This is a genomic window from Streptomyces sp. NPDC055189 (genome assembly GCF_053606765.1).
Genome location: NZ_JBSGSG010000024.1, coordinates 21,868 through 40,463, shown reverse-complemented (window position 1 = coordinate 40,463; position 18,596 = coordinate 21,868). Strand labels below are relative to the sequence as shown.

At 71.2% G+C, this 18,596-nt stretch carries 17 protein-coding genes; 3 read left to right on the top strand and 14 right to left on the bottom strand.

Going from position 1 to position 18,596, the window contains the following annotated elements:
• Positions 1–7: 7 nt before the first annotated feature.
• From ACWFR3_RS19460 to ACWFR3_RS19440, 5 genes are read right to left on the bottom strand one after another with little or no spacing between them, the layout of a single operon-like run.
• Positions 8–802, bottom strand: coding sequence for an ABC transporter ATP-binding protein (locus tag ACWFR3_RS19460; protein WP_453735831.1), 795 nt, complete (start codon positions 800–802; stop codon positions 8–10).
• 3 nt (positions 803–805) lie between these two features.
• Positions 806–1,675, bottom strand: a complete 870-nt coding sequence (locus ACWFR3_RS19455; protein WP_453735830.1) for an ABC transporter permease — start codon at positions 1,673–1,675, stop codon at positions 806–808.
• Positions 1,672–3,039: an ABC transporter substrate-binding protein gene (locus tag ACWFR3_RS19450; RefSeq protein WP_453735829.1), complete on the bottom strand. Its 1,368-nt coding sequence runs from the start codon at positions 3,037–3,039 to the stop codon at positions 1,672–1,674. Before ACWFR3_RS19450 ends, ACWFR3_RS19455 begins: the two co-directional genes overlap by 4 nt.
• 44 nt (positions 3,040–3,083) lie before the next feature.
• The gene (locus ACWFR3_RS19445; RefSeq protein ID WP_190086068.1) at positions 3,084–3,311 is read right to left on the bottom strand and encodes a 4Fe-4S dicluster domain-containing protein; all 228 of its coding nucleotides are present in this window, start codon (positions 3,309–3,311) and stop codon (positions 3,084–3,086) included.
• A gap of 41 nt (positions 3,312–3,352) precedes the next feature.
• Entirely contained in the window at positions 3,353–4,123 is a 771-nt protein-coding gene (locus tag ACWFR3_RS19440) for a GntR family transcriptional regulator (protein ID WP_453735828.1), read from the bottom strand.
• A 311-nt stretch (positions 4,124–4,434) separates the two neighbouring features.
• Here ACWFR3_RS19440 and ACWFR3_RS19435 point away from each other — a divergent pair, with 311 nt between their 5' ends.
• On the top strand, positions 4,435–5,835 hold the full coding sequence (locus ACWFR3_RS19435) for a hypothetical protein (protein ID WP_453735827.1): 1,401 nt from the start codon (positions 4,435–4,437) through the stop codon (positions 5,833–5,835).
• Between the two features lie 10 nt (positions 5,836–5,845).
• Here the strand turns inward: ACWFR3_RS19435 and ACWFR3_RS19430 are convergent, their stop codons facing one another.
• The 8 genes from ACWFR3_RS19430 to ACWFR3_RS19395 all read right to left on the bottom strand — a co-directional run bounded on the left by ACWFR3_RS19430 (position 5,846) and on the right by ACWFR3_RS19395 (position 15,267).
• Positions 5,846–6,598, bottom strand: coding sequence for an ANTAR domain-containing protein (locus tag ACWFR3_RS19430; RefSeq protein WP_453735826.1), 753 nt, complete (start codon positions 6,596–6,598; stop codon positions 5,846–5,848).
• 324 nt (positions 6,599–6,922) lie between these two features.
• Positions 6,923–7,732: a DUF1295 domain-containing protein gene (locus ACWFR3_RS19425; protein WP_453735825.1), complete on the bottom strand. Its 810-nt coding sequence runs from the start codon at positions 7,730–7,732 to the stop codon at positions 6,923–6,925.
• Complete coding sequence (locus tag ACWFR3_RS19420) at positions 7,729–9,039, bottom strand: class I SAM-dependent methyltransferase (RefSeq protein WP_453735824.1); 1,311 nt, start codon at positions 9,037–9,039, stop codon at positions 7,729–7,731. Before ACWFR3_RS19420 ends, ACWFR3_RS19425 begins: the two co-directional genes overlap by 4 nt.
• The gene (locus ACWFR3_RS19415) at positions 9,036–10,334 is read right to left on the bottom strand and encodes a class I SAM-dependent methyltransferase (RefSeq protein ID WP_453735823.1); all 1,299 of its coding nucleotides are present in this window, start codon (positions 10,332–10,334) and stop codon (positions 9,036–9,038) included. The genes ACWFR3_RS19420 and ACWFR3_RS19415 overlap by 4 nt, the downstream gene beginning before the upstream one ends.
• A complete protein-coding gene (locus ACWFR3_RS19410) occupies positions 10,331–11,074 on the bottom strand; it encodes a DUF1365 domain-containing protein (protein WP_453735822.1) in 744 nt (247 codons plus the stop codon). Before ACWFR3_RS19410 ends, ACWFR3_RS19415 begins: the two co-directional genes overlap by 4 nt.
• Positions 11,071–12,354 (bottom strand): NAD(P)/FAD-dependent oxidoreductase, encoded by a 1,284-nt coding sequence (locus tag ACWFR3_RS19405; RefSeq protein ID WP_453735821.1) that lies wholly within the window; start codon positions 12,352–12,354, stop codon positions 11,071–11,073. Before ACWFR3_RS19405 ends, ACWFR3_RS19410 begins: the two co-directional genes overlap by 4 nt.
• A 119-nt stretch (positions 12,355–12,473) precedes the next feature.
• Positions 12,474–13,163, bottom strand: coding sequence for an alpha/beta hydrolase (locus ACWFR3_RS19400; RefSeq protein WP_453735820.1), 690 nt, complete (start codon positions 13,161–13,163; stop codon positions 12,474–12,476).
• A 133-nt stretch (positions 13,164–13,296) separates the two neighbouring features.
• Positions 13,297–15,267: a hypothetical protein gene (locus tag ACWFR3_RS19395; protein ID WP_453735819.1), complete on the bottom strand. Its 1,971-nt coding sequence runs from the start codon at positions 15,265–15,267 to the stop codon at positions 13,297–13,299.
• Positions 15,268–15,835: 568 nt separating this feature from the next.
• On the opposite strand from ACWFR3_RS19395, the gene ACWFR3_RS19390 reads away from it, so the two are divergent.
• Complete coding sequence (locus ACWFR3_RS19390; RefSeq protein ID WP_453735818.1) at positions 15,836–16,249, top strand: hypothetical protein; 414 nt, start codon at positions 15,836–15,838, stop codon at positions 16,247–16,249.
• A gap of 12 nt (positions 16,250–16,261) precedes the next feature.
• Here the strand turns inward: ACWFR3_RS19390 and ACWFR3_RS19385 are convergent, their stop codons facing one another.
• A complete protein-coding gene (locus ACWFR3_RS19385; protein ID WP_453735817.1) occupies positions 16,262–16,900 on the bottom strand; it encodes a TetR/AcrR family transcriptional regulator in 639 nt (212 codons plus the stop codon).
• 105 nt (positions 16,901–17,005) lie between these two features.
• Between ACWFR3_RS19385 and ACWFR3_RS19380 the strand changes: the two genes are divergently transcribed.
• Complete coding sequence (locus tag ACWFR3_RS19380) at positions 17,006–18,574, top strand: serine hydrolase domain-containing protein (RefSeq protein WP_453735816.1); 1,569 nt, start codon at positions 17,006–17,008, stop codon at positions 18,572–18,574.
• Positions 18,575–18,596: the final 22 nt, after the last annotated feature.

Sequence of the window (18,596 nt, the reverse complement as noted above, 5' to 3'; positions counted from 1 at the left end):
CGGGGGATCAGGTGCCGAGGGACGTCAGGACGGTGCGGCGCAGCTCGACGGTGGCGGGGTCGCCGTGAGCCGTACGGTCGCGGGGGCGCGGCACGTCGAGCACGTCGAGCGCGGCGGGGACACGGCCGGCGCCGGGTCCCAGTAGGGCGACGCGATCGCCGAGGAAGAGCGCCTCGTCCACGTCGTGGGTGACGAAGACGACGGTCGCTCCCGTGCCGCGCAGCACGTCGGCGAGGAGCTGCTGCATCCCGGCCCTGGTCTGCGCGTCGAGGGCGCCGAACGGCTCGTCCATGAGGACGGCCCGCGGCTCGCCCGCGAGGGCGCGGGCGAGCTGGACCCGCTGCCGCTGCCCGCCCGATACGCGGTGCGGCAGCCTGGTGCCGTGCCCGCCGAGGCCGACCCGCTCAAGCCAGCCCTCGGCCCGGGCGCGGCGCTCGCTCCGCCCCACCCCCTTGATGGCCAGGGGCAGTTCGACGTTGGCCCGCAGGGTGCGCCACGGAAGCAGCGCGTCGTCCTGGAAGATCAGTGCCCGTTCGGCGTGGGGTGCCGCGATGGGGCTGCCGTCCTGGGTGACCTCTCCGCCGAGCGGCGGCAGCAGTCCGGCGAGCGTGCGCAGGAGGGTGGACTTCCCGCACCCCGAAGGGCCGACGACGGTGAGGATCTCGCCGGGGGCGATGTCAAGGCCGAGCCCTTCGAGTACGGGGCTGCCCTCCCGCCCGATCGACGCGTCGCGCAGGGTGAGCCGGGTGCCGCGGGGCGGGGCGAGGACGGGGGAGAGGGCGGTATCGGGGGGAGTGGTCATGGCTCACGCCTCCTTCGTCGAGGTGAGGGGCCCGCGGTCCGGAGCCACGGGCGGAGACCGGCGGGGCCCTCGCGACGGAGACCTGCGCGTCACCGGCGCCTCCGTGCGGGACTCCGTCCGGGGAAGCCACCGCGTCACACGGCGGCCCAGTACCTCCACCGCCGTCGACGTCAGCCACCCGAGCACCCCGATGGTCACCATGCCGACGAAGACGCCGGGGTAGTCGACCACCGTGTAGTCCTGCCAGGTGCGGTAGCCCACGCCGTACTCCCCGGAGATCATCTCCGCCGAGATCACACAGATCCACGAGACGCCGATGCCGACGGAGAGCCCGCCGAGGATGCCGGGCAGCGCCCCCGGCAGGACCACGGAGCCCAGGACGCGCCACCGGCCGCCGCCCATCGTGAGGACCGCCTCCTCCCACACCGGGGTCAGGGCGCGCACCGCGTGCCGCGTGGAGACCATGACGGGGAAGAACGCCGCGGTGAAGGTGATGAAGACGATGCCCTGTTCGTTGCTGGGGAAGAGCAGGATCGCCACCGGCACCAGGGCGATCGCCGGGATGGGCCGCAGCACTTCGAGGACGGGGCCGAGCAGGTCGGCGGCCAGGCGCGAGCGGGCGATCGCCGTGCCGACGGCCACCCCCGCGACCGCCGCGAGCGCGAAGCCGGTGACGATCCGGCTGAGACTGTCGGTGAGGTCCTGCCAGTACGCATCGCTGCCGACGCGCTCCCCGAACTCCCGCGCGACATCGACGACCGTCGGGAACTGCTCGAAGCGCAGCCACAGGCTGACGTCGAACGCGGTCAGGAGCTGCCACAGGCCGAGCGCGGCGACAAGTGACAGCAGCCGTATGAGGTGACGTCCCGTCATGACGCTTTCTCCAGCGCCTGGTTGTACGAGATCTTGCGAGCGTCCGGATGTGCCTCGGTGTAGGCGTCGGCGGTGGCGGGAGTGACGAAAGGCAGCAGTTTCCTGCCGTCCGCCACCCATACGGCCTTGTCGGCGAACCAGGATGTCCCGGTGGTGGTGTCGGGGACGTACGCCGCGCGCACCTTGCCCTGCCGCGCCGCTGCCTGGCGCAGCAGTTCCGCCGGGGTGGTGAAGGTCCGCGTCCTGCTCTCGCCCTTGAGCCACAGTTCGCTGCGGGGCGGCCCGGGGGTGGCGCTCAGCGCGGAGGCGTATCCGTCGCCGTACGCCTTCTTCACGTACCGCTCGTCGACGAAGTCGTCCACGTCCACGTCGCCCACCAGCTTCGCCGACTTCAGCACGGGCACGTCCTTCTTCAACGCGGCCACCAGCGCGGGCTTGACCGTGGGGTCGAAGGTGGCGATGCCGTGCGCGCCGTTGTAGAGATAGACCACCTCGGCCGGGAGGCCGGTGGCCTTCGCCACCGACTCGGCCGCGGCGACCGGGCGCTTGTTGAGATAGCCGGTCGCCTTGTTCTGGGCGCGCAGGAAGTCTTCCAGTACTCCGGGTCGCTTCTTCGCGAAGTCCTCGCGTGCGGTGACTCCGTGGAAGGTCGGCAGGTTCAGTTCCGCGCCGTCGTACAGCGCCCTGGCCCGGTCCTGGAAGGCCAGCAGACCCGGCCACGCCACGAACTGCGAGAGCGCGTCCGCGCTGCCCGCCTGGAGCGCCGAAGCACCGACCGCGGGCTGCTGGTTGAGCTTGCTGATGTCTTCCTCTGGGTCGATGTCCGCCTGCCGCAGCGCCCGTACGAGAGTGCCGTCCGCGGCCGATCCGACGCTCGTCGAGACCTTCTTGCCGCGCAGGTCGGAGAGCGACGAGAGCTTCGAATCAGGCGCGGTGACAATGGTGTTGAGGCCGCCGCGCAGGTTGTAGCCCGTCACGGAGACGAGTTTCGTCGGGCGGTTCAGCTGGGTGCCGCGGGCCGCGTTGATCAGCAGGGGGAAGTCGCCCATCGAACCGATGTCGATCTTCCCGGCGGTCATCTGCGCGGTGATCGGCGCGCCGGTGGCGAAGTCCTGCCACCTCACCTTGTAGGTGACACCCTCGCGTTTGCCGCGCGCGGCGAGTTCCTTCTCGAAGTAGCCGAGCGACCGCAGCAGTGTGCCCGCGGTGACGGTGTTGATGGTCTTGGACTGGTAGCCGATGGTGACGGTGATGGTGCCGGAGTCGTCCGCGCTCGCCCCGCCGCAGCCCGCGAGCGGGATGATCAGGAGGGCGGCCAGGGCGTGGTTGAGTGCCGTGCGCTTGATGGGAGCCGTGCGTTTCATGGGAGTGGGAACCTCTCGGCCTTCGGCGGCCTTCGTCGGCGGCTTCACCGGAGCAGATAGGGCATGTTGACCGTGACCGCGTCCGTGGGGCAGCGGGCCGCGCACGGCCCGCAGTACCAGCACTCGTCGACGTGCATGAAGGCCTTGCCGCTCTCCGGGTTGATCGCGAGCGAGTCGAGCGGACACATGTCGACGCAGAGCGTGCAGCCGTCGATGCACTTCGACTCGTCGATGGTCACGGGCACGTCGGCGCGCTGGGGGGCCAGAGGCATGGCTGTCTCCCGGAAAGAGGTGGCAGGGGAAAGGCAGTAGGTCAGAGGGCGCGGCGCAGCAGTCCGCTCATGGCGATGCGGTCACCGCGGAAGCGGATGAACTCCAGGTCCACGGGGCGCCCGTCGGACAGCGAGGTGAGTCGTTCGAGCATGAGCACGGCGGCACCGCGCGGGGCTTCGAGAACGGCGGCGGAGTGCACGTCGGCGTTGACGGCCTCCAGGGTGATCTCGGCGGTGCCGAGCGGCTGCCCGGTCAGGGTCTCCAGGAGCCGGAACACGTCCGTGTTCTCCAGGTCGCAGCCGATGAGACCGGCGCCGATGTCCATCGGGGTGTAGGTGAGGTCGAGAGAGAGCGGCAGGCCGTTCAGCCTGCGCAGGCGCTCGATGTAGAGCACGTCGGTGTGCTCCACGAGCCCGAGCCGCCGCGCCACGGGTGCGGGCGCGGGGACGGGGCCGACCGTACGGACTTCGTTGGTGACGTCGCCGTGTTCGTGCAGGGTCTCTGCGAGGCCCTGCAGCCGGTCGAGGCCGTGCGGATACTTCTCGGACACCACGACGGTGCCGACTCCGGGCTGCCGTTCGAGCAGCCCTTCCGTACGGAGGAGGTCAAGCGCCTGCCGGACCGTGTTCCGCGAGACGTGGTAGTCGTTGCCGATCGCGCCCTCCAGCGGCAGCACGCCGCCGGGAAAACCCCCGGTGCGCACCTGATGACGCAACAGGTCGGCGAGCTGCCGCGCCTGGTCCGCGCGCAGCCGGCGCCGTCGGGCGGCGGCGACCGGCACGGTGTGCTCGCGGATACGTTCGGCTGGCATGCGAGGGACCATACCGACGCCCCGGCGGCCGTGGTGTTGCCGGAGTATTGCGCCACTCAGCGGAACCCGCGTACCGGCTCTGACCTGTGTGTTCGTGAACCCGGCGGAGAGATCTGCCAGGAAGGGGCCTGGTTTTGGTCCCGCCGGGCGAGGGGAGCGCCCTTTCGATCATGCTCCTGGAGTGTCGCGAAGTAAGTGGCGAATTATCCGTCTATATGTAGTCCCGTAAAGCCTCTCGCGCTCAGGGCTGCCCGGAACGAGAGAGAGCACGAGAGAGACCCACGAACCAGATCCCCGAGTGAGAGGCACACGTGAGGCTTGCGAAACTGAGCCGCGGAGCGACCATTTCCGCCGCAGTGGTGATGTCCGCAGTCGCCTCCACCGGGCAGGCCGTTCCCATCGGCGCCGGAACGGGCGTCCGGGCGGCGGCCAATCTGCAGATCTGGAAGTCGGTGACACCCGATCCACTGGTCATCGGCGACGACGCCGTCTACACCCTGACCGTGACGAACAGCGGCGACCAGGACGCCACGGGTGTCACGGTGACCGACCAGCTGGGGGACGGGGTCAGCGTCGGCGCGCTCCCCGGCTCCTGCGCCGCGGAGGGGCAGACGGTCACCTGCGGAGGCTCGGGCGTCACCGTGCCGGCGGGCGGCACACGGGAGTTCCGGATCCCCGTCTCCGTCGACCCGTCCCTGTCCGACGGAACCAACATCAGGAACCAGGCCGAAGTCCGCCAGGACGGCTCGTCGCAGGACGCCTCCACCACCCTGATCTCGCAGTCCACCACCCTGACGGACGTGGAGATCACGAAGACGGCGACCGAGCAGGTCGAGGCCGACGGCACCTATACCTTCACCGTGACGGTGACCAACCACGGCCCCTCGAACGCCGTCGACGTCACCGTCCAGGACCCCACCAACAACCAGCTCTCCACCATCGAAGAGCGCCCCGACGAGTGCCCGGACACCGGCCTCACGCTCAGCTGCCCGCTCAACACCCTCGCCCCGGACGAGACGCGCACCTTCACCGTCACGATGCGCGCCAACCCCGACGTGGCCGGCGAGACCATCACCAACTGCGCCCAGGTCTACACCGGTTCGCGGGAGAACAACACCGAGAACAACCGCTCCTGCGCCACCACCGAAGTAATCCCGCCCGGCACACCCACGCCGACGCCGACGCCGACGGATGAGCCGACGCCGACGCCGACGGATGAGCCGACGCCGACGCCGACGGACGAGCCGACGCCGACGCCGACGGACGAGCCGACGCCGACGCCGACGGACGAGCCGACCCCGACCCCGACGGACGAGCCGACCCCGACCCCGACGGACGAGCCCACTCCGACGCCGACGGACGAGCCGACCCCGACCCCGACGGATGAGCCGACGCCCACGCCGACAGACTTGACGCCGACGGACGAGCCGACGCCCACTCCCACGGACGAGCCCACCGACGAACCCACGCCTACGGACGAGCCCACCGACGAGCCCAGCCCCACCCCGTCCACGACACGGGAACCCACTCCCACCCCCGCACCCTCGGACACCGGCGGCCCGGAATCCCCTGCCCCCACCTATCCCTCCTCGCCCCCCGACGAGTTGGCGGAGAGCGGGCAGCGGGACATCGCACTGCTGGGTATCGGGGTGGCCGCGATCACCCTGGTGGGGATCGGCATCCTGCTCAGGCGTACGCTCAGGCGCCGCTGAGGGCAGCAGCTCAGCGCTTGGGATCGAGGAGTGTGACCCCGGCTTCGCCGTTCAGGACCTGGTGGGCCACGTCGGAGAGCTTGAGCTGCCGGTTCCGGGCGTACGTCCGCATGCGGATGTACGCCTGGTCCGCGCTGCATTTACGGGAGTTGGAGAGGTATCCCTTGGCCTGCTCGATGACGATGCGGGTGTCGAGGGAGGTCTGCAGCCGCGCGATCTGCGTCATCTGCTCGTGCACGACCTGCTGCTGGACCACGCAGACGGCGGCGCCGTCCGCCAGTGCCCGGGCAAGTCGCAGTTCGGCTTCGTCCAGGGGTCTTTGCCGGTCATGGAAGAGGCTCAGGGCACCGACCACCGTGTCCTGGTGACGCAGCGGGACCGTGGCGACCGAGGTGAAGCCGAGGAGCAGGGCGCGCGGCGTGAACCGCGGCCACCGTGGACAGGCGTCGTCGGCGTCGAGGCGGATCTCGGAGATGTCGGTAAGGGGGGAGCGGCAGCAGTCCACGCACGGGCCCTCGTCCCATTCGAGGCCGAAGTGCTCCAGTGACCGGGTGTACTCGTCGGAGGCCACGACCTCCGCACCACGGCCGTGCGGAACGTCGAGCAGGGCCCCGGACGCCGAGACGCCCAGCAGGTCGACGCAGTGCTCCGTCAGGGTGTGCAGAACGTCGGTCGCGCTCACGTCCCGCACCAGTGGGGCAGCGAGATCCCCGAATGCGGACGCCAGACGCTCCTCGCGCTGCCACTCGGACATGGCGGTCATGCCGCCTCTCCCTTCCATGGGCACACCGTCCACAGCAGCCGGCGACCGTACGCCGGGACTTCGCCGCGCTCAGGGCGGTGTGAGGGCCGGCCGCAGGGGGCCGGGAGACATGTCCCGCTGGCGACGGAACTACGGTCCCCCTTGTCGAAGGTCGCCCAATGCCAGCAACAGAACCGCGTTCATGCTCCAGTTGAGGAATTCACGGAAACCTCACCACGCTACCGCGATCGGTCGCCTTATATCAGTCATATGGCGGTCAGATTCGGTCGGAGAATGGTAAGGAACGCAATTAACCGGTTCCTATTCTTTCTGTTGAGCAGAGGATTACCTTTCCGTCTTGCGGGGTGGCCGCGGAAAGAATCCTGAGGTGCGCTGCTGATAGGCGGCGTAGCCGGGACGCTGCGCCATGTGCCGTTCGAGGAGTGCCTTGCCGCTGCCCCGCGTCAGCAGATAGGTCATCACCAGCGGGCTGATGATCGTGGCGGCCGCCGCCACGGGAGCCTCGCACGTGATGAGGAACAGGCCCCACCAGACGCAGAAGTCACCGAAGTAGTTCGGGTGGCGCGTCCAGGACCAGAGGCCGCGGTCCATGAGGCGGCCCTTGTTGGCCGGGTCCGCCTTGAACCGGGCGAGTTGATGGTCCCCGACCGCCTCGAAGGCCAGGCCGACCAGCCACAGGAGCCCCCCGAGGACAGCGAGCGCGCTCATCGGCCCGGCGATGTAGGCGGCGGCCTGCACGGGCAGGGACACCAGCCAGACCAGCCCGCCCTGCAGCAGATAGACCATGCGCAGGGCGTACGCGGCCCGGCTGCCCGGAGCCTTGGCCAGCATCCGCTCGTAGCGCGGGTCCTCGCCGTGGCCCCGGCCGCGCCAGGCGATGTGCCCGGCGAGCCGCAGGCCCCACACCATCGTCAGGGCCGTTACGAGCAGCCGCCGCCCGTCGTCACCGTGGCCCGCCGAGAGGACGTACGTCGTGAGGGCCACGGCCGCGAAGGCGACACCCCACGCGATGTCCACGACGCGGTGCAGCCCGCGGTACAGCGCGAACGCGAAGGTGATCAGGAGGACGGCCAGGGCGGTGAGGGCCGCGTAGGCGAGATTGACCCCGAACGCACCCCAGTCGAAGCCGTTCACGACGCACCGTCCCCGCCGTACGACGCGCTGTCCCCGCGGAACGAGCCGGCCGTCGCGGTGGGCATCCCCGACCAGCCCCGGTCACTGGTGCGTACGGCGAGAATCTGGTCCACGCCCATGCGCCTCTCCTCGAACGCGAGTGATCCGCCCACGAGATACAGCCGCCAGGTCCTGGCCGCCTCCGCCCCGACCAGCGAGACGAACTCCTCCCAGCGCTCCTCGAGCGTGGCGCGCCACGCGTCGACGGTGCGTACGTAGTGCTCGCGCAGCGACTCGGCCGAACGCACCTCGAAACCGGCTCCCTCCCACAGCCCGATCGTCTCGCCCAGGGGGCGCATGTGCATGTCGGGCGCGATGTACGACTCGATGAACGCGCCGCCGCCCGGCGCCCTGGCTCCGCGGGACATCTGCTGGACGAGGATCCGGCCCTGCGGCCGCAGCAGCCCGTGCAGTTGGGCCGCGAACCCCGGATACTCCGCGTCTCCCACGTGCTCGCCCATCTCGATCACGCTGATGGCCTCGTACTGGCCGTCCTCGATGGCGCGGTAGTGCCGCAGCTGTACGTCGACCTGGTCCTCCAGGCCCCGCTCGCGCACCCGTGCCCGCACGAAGTCCCGCTGCTCACGGGAGAGCGTCACGGCCGTGACCTGGGCCTTGTACTGCTCGGCCGCGTGGAGGGTGAGCGCTCCCCAGCCGCAGCCGACGTCGAGCAGCCGGGATCCGGGGGTCAGGCCCAGCTTCCGGCAGGTGAGTTCCAGCTTGGCGCGCTGGGCGTCCGCGAGGCCGTAGCGCGGCTCCTCGCTCTCCCAGTAGGCGCACGAGTACGCCATCGAGGGGTCGAGCAGCAGCTCGTAGAAGTGATGGGAGACGTCGTAGTGGTGGCTGATGGCCGCGCGGTCCCTAGCGGTGCTGTGCCGTACGCCCCGCAACCGGGCCCGGCCCGCGGGCGCCTTCGGCGGCGGGCCGACGGCGCCGAGCCGGGCCGCGGCCGTCACGGCGGCCGCCAGCTGCCCCACGCCGGGCCTGGCCGGGGCGAGCCGCTGCTCGCGGGCTCCGGCCCACATGGTCCGCAGTCCGTCGGCGAGGTCGCCCTCGATGTCTATGTCACCGGTGATGTACGCCTCGGCCAGGCCGAGTTCGCCCGGCTGCCAGAGCAGGCGGCGCAGCGCCCGCCGGGAGCGGACGATCACGACCGGGGCGCCGGGCGGTCCGCACTCGCTGCCGTCCCAGGCGCGCAGCCGCAGCGGCACCGGACCGCCCAGCACGTCGGTGAGAAGTCCGCCAAGGCGTTCTGCGGTCGTGGTCACTGCCCTGCTCCTTGTTCCGTAGGCTGCCCGCTCTGCTGTCCGGTCAGCTGGATCTGGTGCACGTCGAGGTAGCCGGAGCCGAAGCCCGCCTCGGAGTAGGCGAGATAGAAGTCCCACATGCGCCGGAAGGTGGCGTCGAAGCCCAGCTGCCCCACCGCGTCGTCCTGCTGCGCGAAGCGCTCGCGCCACAGCTTCAGCGTCTGTGCGTAGTGCGCGCCGAATCCCTCGCACGCGGTGACCCGCAGCCCGGTGTGGGCGCGCGCGGTCTCCTCGATGGCACGGACGGAGGGCAGTTGCCCGCCGGGGAAGATGTACTTCTGCACCCAGGTGTAGGTGTTCCGGGCGGCGATCATGCGGTCGTGCGGCATGGTGATCGCCTGGAGTGCCACCGATCCGCCGGGTGCGAGGAGGCTGTCCAGGGTGCGGAAGAAGGTGGGCCAGTACTCCGCGCCGACCGCCTCTATCATCTCGACGCTGGCGATCGCGTCGTACTGCCCCCGCACCTGGCGGTAGTCGCACAGCTCGATGCGGACCCGGTCCTCGTGGCCGGCGGCACGCACCCGCTCCCTGGCCAGGTCGCGCTGTTCGGCGGAGAGGGTGACCGAGTGGACGCTCGCGCCCCGGGCCGCCGCGCCGATGGCCAGGGCGCCCCAGCCCGTACCGATCTCGAGCAGCCGTGTGCCGGGGCCCACGCCGCACAGGTCCAGCATCCTGTCGATCTTGCGCTGCTGGCCCGCCTCCAGATCGGGCCAGGCCGCGGGCAGTTGGTCGAAGAGTGCGGAGGAGTAGCTCAGGGACTCGTCGAGGAACAGCGCGAACAGGTCGTTCGACAGGTCGTAATGGTGGCTGATGTTGGCCTGCGCGCCGTCGGGGGTGTTGCGCTGCCCGGCCGGCTGCGCGGGCGCCCACAGGGCACGCAGCCGCTGGAGCGAGGGCGCGACCAGCGTGGCCGCGTGGTCGGCGAGCACCGTGAGCACCGCGACGAGGTCCTGCGCGTCCCACTCGTGCGCCATGTACGACTCGCCGAAGCCGACGAGTCCGTTCGTGCCGATACGCCGCAGGAAGCTGTCGGGATCGTGGACGTCGAGCAACGGGCCGCCCCGGCCGATGCGTTCACCGCCGCCCATCGCCACCGTCAGAGGCAATCCGTCCAGGGCGTGGCGCACGACGATCCGGGTCAGCGCGAGGCGCACCGCGGAGCAGCGCGGAACGGCCACGACATCGGGCCACCGTTCGGCGTCGATCGGACCCGGCGGACGGGAAACGCCGGGTGCACCGGATACGGACGTACTCACTTCAGGCCCTCCTGGGGACGGTGTCGGGGTCGGTCCTTCACGGGCAGGCCGCGCAGCCACAGGGCGATGCCGTGCCGCCGGATGGCCACGGAGACGGCCACCGTGGACCAGGGGTGGCGGACGGCGGCCCGCAGCAGCACCCCGGTGGTGGCCGGGCGGCGGCTGCCGCGCACGGTCGCCGTGAATGTGCGCGTGCCGCCGTGCTGGAAGTGCAGGGTGATGCCGAGGCGTTCGTCCGGCACGGGCAGCCGCATCCGGTACTCGCCCTCGACGGGGAAGAAGGGCGAGACGTAGAACTCCTTGGGCACGTCCGCGTTCTGTGCCGCGTCGGGGCCGAGCAGATAGCAGTGCCGCTCGCCGTAGGTGTTGTGCACCTCGGCCACGACACAGCGCAGTTCGCCGCCGGGGCCGTGACACCAGTACAGGGACAGCGGGTTGAAGACGTAGCCGAGGACGCGCGCGTGCGCGAGCATCAGCACCCTGCCGCCGTCCAGCGTGATCCCGTGGGTGTCGAGGAAGGCCTGGAGCCCGGCCTTGATGTCGGTGGTCCGGCCGCCGAAGTGGTCGCGTCCGTCGAACCGGGCGAGGGGGCGCAGCGCGCGGGGCAGCCGGGGAGGGGCGTCCAGGTCGATCAGCCACAGGTACGTGCGGTGGGTGAGCTTGTAGTGCCGCGGGCTCGTGCGGACGTGGGTGATGACGCTCGGATACAGCGTGGGTGCCGGGCCGGGGGATGCGTTCACCAGCGCACCCCCATCGCCAGGGCCGCCTCGACCCCCGAGCGGCAGCCGTCCTCGTGGAAGCCCCAGCCGTGGTAGGCGCCCGCGAAGGCGGTGACGGGACCGTTCAGCGAGGGCAGTCGGCGTTGCGCGGCGAGCGACTCCGGGGTGTAGACGGGGTGTTCGTACGCCATCCGGGCCAGGACTCGCTCGGGCTTTACCATGCTTTCGCCGCCCAGGGTCACCACGTACCGCTCGGGGGCGTCGAGGTGTTGCAGGCGGGTCATGTCGTAACTGACCTGCACGTGGTCGGTGGTGGCCGCGCACGAGGGGAGCAGATAGTTCCACGAGGCGCGCGCGGCGCGGCCGCGCGGCAGGACCGTGGTGTCGGTGTGCAGCTGGGCGGGGTTGGCGGAGTAGCGGAAGGCTCCCAGGATCTCGCGTTCCTGCCCGGTCGCGTCCGCGAGCAGCCGCAGCGCCTGGTCCGGATGGACGGCGATGACCACGGAGTCGTAGTGGTCGGTCGCGCCGTCCTCGGTGGTGATCGTCACGCGGCCGTCGCCGCGGTGCACCGCTCGCACCGGCGTCGACGTGTGCACGGCCTGGAGTTGCTTGCCGATGCGCTCCACGTACTCGCGCGAGCCGCCGGCCACGGTGCGCCAGGCGGGCGATCCGGTCACGGTGAGCATCCCGTGGTGGTCCAGGAAGCGGAACAGATAGCGGGCCGGATAGCGCAGGGCCGTACCGGGCGGGCAGGACCACACCGCCGAGACGAGGGGCACGGCGAAGTGCCGCACGAAGTACGCGGAGAAGCGGTGGCGGGCGAGGAACGCGCCGAACGTCTCCTCGGGGCCCGTTCCGTCCGCGTCCGCGCTCTGCGCCAGGAACTCCGAGGCCCTGCGGTGGAAGCGCGGTATCTCCAGGAGCATGCGCAGATACGGGCCGCGCAGCGCGTTGCGCGGCTGCGCGAACAGGCCGCGCGGGCCGCGCGCGCCCGCGTATTCCAGGCCGCAGCCCTCGCACCGCACGGACATGCTCATCTCCGTCGGGCGCGAGGTGACGGCCAGTTCCCTGAAGAGGCGGAGCAGGTTCGGATAGGTGCGGTCGTTGTGCACGATGAAACCGGAGTCCACGCTGCGAGACCGGCCGTCCGACCCGGTGACGTCGTGGGTGTGGGCGTGCCCCCCGAGGCGGTTGTCAGCCTCGTAGAGGGTCACGTCATGTGCGGATCGCAGGATGTAGGCGGCGGTGAGCCCCGCCACCCCGGATCCCACCACCGCGGTACGCCGTCGCTGTTCTCTCATGCCGTCCCATCTCCTCGTCCGGACCTGCCGGACGTGCTCTGAAGATGATTCGGAGCGGCACGGGCCATGGCTTGGTCATGAGCGCCACGATCTTTGTTTCGCCACGGTGGGGGGCTGTCTCACCACCGCGTACCGGTGGGGGGAAGCTGGTCGGCGATCACGGGAGGGAGCTCGGCGAGGCCCAGGAACCCGGCCACCGCCCCGCCGGTCAGCTCGTGCCATGCGGCGGCCCGTCTCAGCATGGCGTGGTCGCTGCCGTCCATCAGGACACTGGCCGCCTCCGCGCCCGCGGCACCGGCGCGGGCCGTGAAATCCAGTGATGACCGGGGGTCGGTCGTACGGTCCCTGTCGCCGTGCAGCAGCACCACGCGGCGGCCGCGCAGCTGCTCCACGGGGTCCTCGGCGGGGCACCAGGGGGCGAGGCCGACGATCCCTCGCACCAGTGGGTCCCCGCCGGTCCGCAGTGCGGCGCGGGCCCCCATCGAGTGCCCCACCAGAACGGTCGGGACGTCCCCGGCGAGCTCTTCGAGCTCACGCAGGGCCCGGTGTGCGTCCTGCGCCGCGTCCGCCCGCTCTCCGTTCCAGCCGCGGTGGCGATAGCGCACCCGCCCGATCAGTACGTCGCCACCCGCCGTGGACCGGCGGATGGCGCTCTCGAAGAGGCGCAGCCGGGCGCCCGGCAGATTCCACGGCGGGGGCGCGTCGGTCCCGTGCTCACGGCCGCCGTGCAGCATCAGCACGGCGGCGCGTGGCTTCTCGACCGGTCCTAGCGGCACCAGCGCCGTGCGGTGGCCGTCGCGGAAGGGCACAGGGTCTCCTCGGCATGTCGGTGACCGGCCGTACGCGCCGGACGTGACTGATTCGGAGCCGCGCCGGTGTCGGATGGGTCGTACGACGCGGTTGCCTCCGCCACCGGCGCTCGTCGGGCTCCGACCGGCCCGCCTAGGGACGCGAGCCGACCTCGTCCAGGGTCTCACCGTCCTTCATTCGTGCCCGCACGGTCACATCGGGGTTCTCGGGAGCCTTGACGGCCAGTGAGCGGCCCTTCTCGGCCGCCTCGACCTCACCCTTCACATCGATTCCGGTGACCTCGCGGCTGCCCGCGGCGAGGAGATAGTGGCGCCCCGAGCCCGCCGTCCAGGGGGTACTGGCCACAATGTGCTGGCCGAACCGGCTGCAAGAAGCGGTCGAGCGCGCCTGTCCGACGACCTTCGCCGGTGCGGTGGCCGACTCTTTGGACGTACGGAACTGCACGAGGACGTCGCCGGGGCCGCGCCAGGTGGAGGACCGGGTGCAGGACCACACCGCGTCGCCGCCTCGCTCGGGCAGGTCCTGCTCGGCGAAGTCCCACTGGTTGACGGCCCGCACCCCGCTGTGCCGCATTTCGGGGAGCCGGCACGCGGTACGGGCCCAACTCTGCAGGGCCTCGGCGCTGGTGGCCTCGCGGGGCTGCCGGGGCGGGGCTCCGGTGCCGGGCAGTGGTGTGTAGCTGAGATGTACGGGAGTGAGGCCGCCCAGGTCGGCCACGAGGAAGGCGTGCTTCTCCACGATCTTGCTGGAGGAGCGCAGTTGCAGTACCGGCAGGCTGTCGCACGATCCCTTGCTGTCCGGCAGCTCGCGGACGGCGCCGGTGACGCCCGCGTCCGACACGTCGAGCGGACGGCCGGGGGAGTTGGGGGTCAGCAGGTCGCGCGTCTGGGCCTCGGCGATCCAGGGGGCGGTGAGGTAGCGGACCTTGCCTTCCTTGCGGCTGACGACGAGCGTGGCTGCCGTGGTCACGTCGGCCTCGTCGGAGCGGGAGATGTCCAGGGACGCGGGGTCCAGCGGGGAAGGCGGTTCGCTGTAGCGCACGACGCGCCGACCGTCGTGGAACAGCACGACCGCCTCCCCGCCGACATCGCCCGCGTACAGCAACTGGGTGTTGCCGGGCGGTGGTTCGGCACTGGTGGCTTTGGCCACCTCGACCCGGGTGCCGCGCGGCGGCTCGGTCCAGGTGGCGAGCGCGCGTGTGACGAGGCCGACGTCCCCGACCCGCGGGCCCCGGGCCGGCCACGCGGTGAAGTCCACGCGCGAGGTGTCGTCCCAGACGTCACGTGGGGTATGGACCAACTGGGAGGCCCTGATCGCGGGCTCCACGTCCACTGTGCGGGCGGGCTCCGACGACGGCGAGCTCCCGACGGTGGTGAGCAATACCGCACAACAGAGGGCGACGATGCCCGCGGTGAGCCAGGCGAGCTGGAACCGGCGTCTGCGGCGCAGCAGATCGGTCGGGCGGGTCTGTACGGAACAGGCGTCGAACTCTCGCGAGCGCAGCAGGGTTTCCCTCGCCTCGCCCGTACTCACCTCAAGTCCGCAGGCGGCGATCAGCGCCTGTTCCGGCTCGGGCGCATCGGCGGCGGTGAGCAGCTCGACGACCTCTGAGCGGGACAGATCCTCCACCTGGAGCAGCACGAATGCCGCTCGGACGGGGGCGGGAACCTCGGCGAGGATCTGCCCGAGCGCGATCTCCTCGCCGCCGCCCGCGCGGGGGAACAGCCGCAGCCCCCAGACCACCGGAAGCATGGGGCGCAGCGTGCGGGGAGGCGGCAGGAAGCCCGGCCAGCCGCGCGGACGGCGCTCATAGGCAAGCGCCGAGCGCAGGATGCTCGCTCGCGTGCGGGCCAACGCGGGTGCGGGGGTGCCCCTTCGCTGTCCCGGCACACGGAACCCTGCTCGCGCTATGCCGAATCCGGGCAGGGCGCGCTGGACGAGCGCATGCGCGACGAGGACCCGCCGGTGCCTGCTGAGGGTGTGGGGGAGCGTGAGATAGGCGAGGCGTACGAGCCGGGTGTACTGGTCGACAATGACGGCTTCGGCCTGGTCAAGGGCCACCCGCCCGGACACTCTCGCGGAGCGCCGTTGCGATGTGCTCATCGATCAAGAGCCTTCCAAAGGCTGACGACGTTGCGTCCTGACCACGTTCAAACGAGTGAATCTTGGGATGGTCACAGCCGCCACGCCGATGCCTGGTCGGTCGGTCGTTTCGCGCCGTGCGATCGGCGGCCCGCTCGGCCTGCTGCCAAGGGCGGGGCGGGTGGGCGATGCCCGCGGGCTGAAGGGCTGAAGGGCTGAAGGGCGGAAGGGCGGAAGGGCGGAGGCGGCGACGGCAGCGTCCGGGCGGAGGAGGCGCACGCCTCGACACTCCACCGGGATCACCTACGCCCGTCGCCACCTCCGTTCGTCCTGGCCGGGTCCCTCACAACCCTGTCGGACACAGACGATTCGCCGACGGGCGCGGGATGGATTGGCTTTCGCTGTCCCGGCTTTCGCTGTCCCGACTCCCGCGTCCTGACCCGGAACAAGTGTGAGCAGCGGCCTGGCGCTCGGCGTCCGGCTGCGTGGCGAGGGGGAAGCCGCGTAACCGATGATCTTGCCCTCGCGTTGGTCGGCGGGGGCCCGGCATGTCCGGTCGGGCCACGACGAAGACTTGAGGTCACTCACCATGCACATCACCCGCAACCTGCCCGCCCTGAGCGGCATCACCAGGAAGATCGCCGCGTGGACCGGCGCCATGGCCGCGGCGCTCGGCTGTGTCATCGTCAGCGGGCCGCCGGCGGCGGCCGACGGCAAGTGGTGCAACCACTCGGTCTGCATCGAGACCTACGACAGCGGCACGTACCTCGGCCGGGTCGAGGTGTCGGTCGTCAACACCAACCAGCCGCACCGCATCAACGCACGCGTATGGACCACCAACGGCTGGGGCGCCCACACCAAGGTGGAGGACGTCGACGCGTTCAGGACCTACCGGGACCAGGCCTACCCACAGCGCCACTTCCCAGCAGGCACCCGGCTCTGCGCGGAAGGCTTCCGAGGCGGCGACAGCGTGGGCCTTCCCTGCGTCACCCTCACCGACTGACCCCGCCGCGGCTCAACCGTACTGGCGGCAGCGGCCGGGGAAGACGGCCCGCACGCGTGCGGTGACGAGGCCGAGGGCGGCCTGCGCGTCGGCGGCGTCGGGATCGGTGTCGGTGTCGGAGCCGAGTTGCAGGGCCAGGCCCTCGGTCAGGCAGTGGAGTTCGAGGGCGGCGAGGTCCGGGTCGGTGTCGGCCGGGACCTCGCCGCACTCTTTCCCGTTGTGGACGGCCGTGGCGAGCATCGAGCGGATGAGGCGGCCCGTCTCGGCGTGGGACCGGGCCAGGCGGGGGTTGTCGACGGTGCGGCCCAGGAAGGCGAGCACCACCCGGTGCGCCGAGCGGCGGCGCGCGTCCGCCGGGAGCCATTCGGCGAGCCCTTCGACGACCACGTCGCGGATCGGCAGTCGCTGTCGCGTGGCGCGTTCCCCCAGGGCGGAGACCCGGTCGAGGATCTTCTGGACGACGCGCTCATGGGTGAAGAGCAGCATCTCGTCCTTGGTCGGGAAGTAGTGCTGTACGTGCCCGACGGAGAAGCCCGCCGTCGCGGCGGTCCGCGCGACGGTGACCCGGTCGAGCCCCTCTTCGGTGACCAACTTCTGTACGGCGTCGGCGACCTGGATGCGCCTTGCCCGGTGATCGACGACCTTCGGCATGCCGTCAGGGTATCGGCCGCGTGTCCGCCACTGACCTTGCGGAGTGTTTTTACCATATGCTCATATGGTAAAAACGTCGGACGCCGATCGGAGGGGGCTGCGGCCATGGCAGAGGCAGTGAAGACGCGAGGGCGTCAATGGCGCACGCGATTAGGGCAGTTGATACTGACCGCGGTGCTCGTCGCCGGAGTGGTGACGGGCTTGGCTCCGCCCGCCGCCGCGGCGGCCGGCACGGTGAACTGGTCCGAGGTGGACGCCTACGTCCGCGGGCGACTCGACGCGACGGGTACGCCCGGAGCCGCGCTCGCCGTGATCGAGGACGGCCGCGTCGTGCACCAGCGGGGCTTCGGCGAGGACGGCCGGGGCCGGGCGGTCACGCCCGACACCCCCTTCCTGTGGGGCTCGCTGTCCAAGCCGGTCACCGGCCTGGCCGTGATGCAGCAGGTGGAGGCGGGCCGCGTGGAACTCGACGCGCCGGTGCGCACGTACCTGCCGTGGTTCCGCCTTGCCGACCCGGAGGTGTCCGACCGCATCACCGTCCGGCACCTGCTCACCCACACCAGCGGCATCCCCACCTCCGCATCCGGCGAGATCGGGGACCGCTACGACAACGCCCCCGGTGCCCTCGCCGACGCGGCCCGCGACCTGGCCCGGATCGAACCCGCCGACCGGCCCGGCGGCTCGTACGCATACTCCAGCGCCGGTTACGCAGTACTCGGCGCGCTGGTCGAAAAGGTGTCAGGACGGCCGTTCGGCACCTACCTGCACGAGAAGATCCTCGACCCGCTCGGCATGGAGCACGCCGTCGCCACCGAGCGGGACTTCACCCGCGAGCGGGTGGCGCCAGGCCACCGCTCCGTCTTCGGCACGCCGGTCCCGTTCGACGCGCCCTACGACACTTCGGGCGTCCCGTACGGCCATGTGGGCGGCAGCATAAAGGACTTGGCTCGTCTCGCCCTCGCCGAACTGGGCGGCGGCAGCCTGGACGGCCGCCGGGTCCTTTCGGCGAAAGGCATCGCCGACACCCAGCGCGGCCACGTCGAAAGCAGCGCCGACCGCTACGGCCTCGGCTGGTCGGTCGGCACGCTCGCGGGCACGGGCGAACGCATGGTCTGGCACGACGGGGCGCTGCCCGGCTACCAGGCGATGCTGGTCATGCTGCCCGACAGCGACCGCGCCGTGATCGTCCTGCAGAACGCCTACTACCAGCTGCGCGCCAAGGAGTTCGGCGACGCCGCGATCGGCACGGCACAACTGCTGTCCGGCGCCGACCCCCGCACCACTCCGACCGACGGATTCGCCGTCGCCCTGCCCTGGGCCACGGCCACCCTCGCCACCCTGCTGCTCCTGAGCCTGGCCGCCCCGGCCCTGCGCCGACGGCCGGGCCGCCGCGCCGCGGCCCGCTCCCGCTCCCGCCGCAGGATCATCAGCACCACCATCGCCTCGACGACCGCAGCGCTGACCCTCGCGACGCTCCTCTGGCAACTCCCCGCAACCCTCGACGGCACCCTCCCCATGGCGCTGCTGTGGCTGCCCGACGTGGGGTGGGGTCTTGTCGTAGCCATCGCTCTTGCCTTGCTGCTCGCGGTGGAGCGGACGGTGCTCGGGGTGCTGGATCTGCGGCGAGGGCGCGGTCCGGCCCGCCGGGGGCAGAGGACCGCCGGGGCCGCGTGATGTGCGGCCCCGGCAGTCCGGC